The sequence below is a fragment of the Mesorhizobium sp. M7A.F.Ca.AU.001.01.1.1 genome (assembly GCF_004022735.1).
GTDB classification, from domain to species: domain Bacteria; phylum Pseudomonadota; class Alphaproteobacteria; order Rhizobiales; family Rhizobiaceae; genus Mesorhizobium; species Mesorhizobium ciceri.
The window spans coordinates 1-3,671 of the sequence record NZ_RZPF01000660.1; the positions used below are offsets into that span (position 1 = coordinate 1).

The window sequence follows — 3,671 nt, forward strand, 5'->3', positions numbered from 1 at the left end:
AGTTCGGGCCGCGCCGGCGTACTCGACAGGCGTTCGAGCAGCCTTTGGCGCTCGCCGGCGGCCTTTTGCGCGCTGGCTTGGCGGACGTGGCCATAGCCGCGGATGAGGGCAGGCACCGAGGCCAGCGCAACCGCCGCATCGACCCTGGCTGGGGCCAACGATCCGGCGATGAGCTCCAGATCCGCCTCGTACCGCGCCAGCAGCTGCCGCTCCATGCGCCGTTCGGCGGTGTAGCCGAACAGGTCGAAGGCAGTGCCGCGCAGGCCCTTCATCGCCGCCAGCACGCGAAAACCCTTCATCATCCACGGGCCGAAGCTCGATTTCCGCGGGCTTCCGTCATTGCCGCGACGGCCCATGATCGGCGGAGCGAGGTGGAATTCGAGCCTTTCGTAGCTCTGGAACTGCTTGCCCAGTTCGGCGGCGAAAGAGCCGTCCGTGTAAAGACGCGCCACCTCGTATTCGTCCTTGATCGCCATCAGCTTGAACAGGTTCCTGGCGGCAGCCTGCGACACCGCGGTCGAACCAGGCACGGCCTTCGCTTCGGCGGCGCGCAACGCGGCCAGTTTTCCGGCATAACGCCTGCCATAGGCGGCGTTCTGATAGGCGGTCAGGAAGGCGACGCGGCGGGCAATGATGTCGTCCAGCGTCTCGGCGGTGTCCGTGGCCTGGCCTGCCTTTCCAGCCGCGGTCGGACCCGGCTGGGCAACCAGCCCGCGCACGAAATCCGGCTGATGGGCAGCGCGACGGCCCCAGCGGAAGGCGGCGATGTTCATCGCCACGGCTTCGCCATTGAGCTCGATCGCCTTCTCGACCGCCTCGGCGGACAGCGGCAGGCCGCTGTGCTGGAAGGCAAAGCCAAGCATGAACATGTTGGCGCCGAGCGAATTGCCGAAAAGTGCCGTGGCAGTGCGGGTGGCATCGAAGAAATGTGCCTTGTCGTCGCCCGCAGCCGCGCGGATCGCCTTTTTCAGCCGCTCTATCGGCAACGAAAAATCGGCCGAGCGGGCGAATTCGCCGGGCATGATCTCGGCGGTGTTGGCGACGAAGATGGTGTGGCCCTCGCGCACCGCGGTCAGCACCTTCTTGGCGCCCGACACGACGAGATCGCAGCCAAGCACGAGATCGGCCTTCCCCGCCGAAACGCGGATTGCATGGATGTCGTCCGGGGTACGAGCGATGCGGACATGGGTGAACACCGAGCCGCCCTTCTGGGCGAGGCCGGCCATGTCGATCATGCCGCAGCCCTTGTCCTCAAGATGCGCCGCCATGCCTAGCACCGCACCGACGGTGACGACGCCGGTGCCGCCGACGCCGTCGATGATCGCCGCCCAGCCCTGCTCGCCAAGCGGGAATTGCGCCGGCACGGGCACGCCTTCCAGCGGATCGGCCTTGCCGGCCAGGCCCTCGGCCTTGCGGATCTTGGCGCCGTGCACAGTGACGAAGGACGGGCAGAAGCCGTTGACGCAGGAGAAATCCTTATTGCAGCTCGACTGGTCGATCTTGCGCTTGCGGCCGAATTCGGTCTCGACCGGCTGGATCGAGACGCAGTTCGACTGTACGCCGCAATCGCCGCAGCCTTCGCAGACCAGTTCGTTGATGAAGACGCGCTTGTCGGGATCGGGGAATGTGCCGCGCTTGCGGCGGCGGCGTTTTTCGGCGGCGCAGGTCTGGTCGTAGAGCAAGACCGAAACGCCCTTGACGTCGCGCAGCTCGCGCTGGACGAGATCGAGGTCGTCGCGGTGATGGATAGTGGCACCGGCCGGGAATTCGGCTTTGCCAGCATATTTGTCCGGCTCATCCGTGACGATGGCAATGCGGTCGACACCCTCTGCCCGCACCTGCCTGGCAATCATATCGACGGTCAGGCCGCCTTCGTGCGGCTGGCCGCCGGTCATGGCGACCGCGTCGTTGTAGAGGATCTTGTAGGTGATGTTGGCATCGCTCGACAGCGCGAAGCGGATCGCCAGCGTACCGGAATGGTTGTAGGTGCCGTCGCCAAGATTCTGGAAGATGTGCTCGCGCTTGGAGAACGGCGCCTGGCCGACCCATTGCGCGCCCTCGCCGCCCATGGCCGTGAAGCCGACTGTGTTGCGGTCCATCCACAGCGCCATGAAGTGGCAGCCGATGCCGGCCGCGGCGATCGAGCCGTCCGGCACCTTGGTGGACGAATTGTGCGGGCAACCGGAACAGAAGAACGGCGTGCGCGAGCCGATGTCGGTGGCCTCGGTGAGCATTGCCTGGAACTGGCGCAGTTTTGCCACCCGCGCCGAAATCTCTTCGGACGGGCCGATGGTCCTGACGATCCTCTCGCCAAGCGCGATGGCGATCTCGTTGGGATCGAGCGCGCCTTTGGCCGGAAACAGCCAGTCGCCGCGCTCGTCCTTCTTGCCGATAATGACCGGTTGGGTGGCAGTGCCATAAAGGCTTTCGCGCAACTGTACCTCGATCAGCGAGCGCTTCTCCTCGACGACGACGATGGTGTCGAGGCCGCGGGCGAAACCGGCGATGTGATGCAGGTCGAGCGGCCAGGGGCAGCCGACCTTGAACAGCCGCACCCCGATGCGGTTGGCGGCCGCTTCGTCGATGCCGATATCCTCCAGCGCCTGGCGAACGTCGAGATAGCTCTTGCCGAGCGTGATGATGCCGATCTTCGGATTGCGGCCGCCCGAATAGACGATGCGGTTCAGCCCATTGGCAAGGATGAAGGCGGAGGCCGCGGCGCGCTTGTGTTCATGCAGCCGCTCTTCCTGGCCGAGCATGTCGATCTCGTGGCGGATGTTGAGACCGCCAGGCGGCATGTCGAACTCCGGCACGACGATGTTCAGCCGCTCGAGCGCGGCATCGACCGAGGCGGTCGATTCGATGTTGTCCTTGACGCATTTGATCGCCGCCCACGTGCCGGCAAAGCGCGACATGGCGAAGCCGTAGAGCCCGTAGTCGATGATCTCCTGGACACCGGCCGGGTTGAGGATCGGCACCATCGTGTCGACGAACAGGAATTCGGTGGCGTGCGCGTTGGTCGAGGATTCGGCCATATGGTCGTCGCCCATCAGCGCAAGCACGCCGCCATGCTTCGACGATCCGGCGAGGTTGGCGTGGCGGAACACATCGCCTGAGCGGTCGACGCCCGGTCCCTTGCCGTACCAGACCGAAAAGACGCCGTCATGAGTGCCCTCGCCCAGCAGCTCCGTCTGCTGCGCCCCCCAGCAGGCGGTGGCGGCAAGCTCCTCGTTGAGACCCGGCTGGAAGACGATGTCAGCCTGGGCGAGCTGTTTCTTCGCCTTCCACAGCTGCATGTCGAGGCCGCCGAGCGGCGAACCGCGATAGCCAGAGACGAACCCGGCCGTGTTCAAGCCGGCGCGACGGTCGCGCTCGCGCTGCATCAAGAGCATGCGAATGACCGCCTGCGCGCCGGACAGGAAGATGCGCTCCTTTGCGAGATCGAACTTGTCGTCGAGCGCGACGTCGTGCAGCGTCATCAGGCATTTCCTCTGCGGAGGCCACGCGGGGCAGGCAGCCAACGTCGGGGTCGGATGACGCATCCTTTCTCCCCTTGCAAGGCAGGTCAAACAAAATCGCAGATGCCAGGCAACGCGCAACGAACAGTCCGCGGCCATCCTGAATCGGGTATGAAACCGATCCGCGGACATTGCCCGGCGCATGAACATTAC

The 3,671-nt window shown here is 65.2% G+C and carries 1 protein-coding gene; it reads right to left on the reverse strand.

Annotated features, from left to right (window positions below; translation table 11 throughout):
- A partial coding sequence (locus tag EN884_RS29275; protein WP_164895219.1) for an indolepyruvate ferredoxin oxidoreductase family protein occupies positions 1–3,479 on the reverse strand: 3,479 nt, incomplete at its 3' end.
- Positions 3,480–3,671 lie beyond the last annotated feature (192 nt).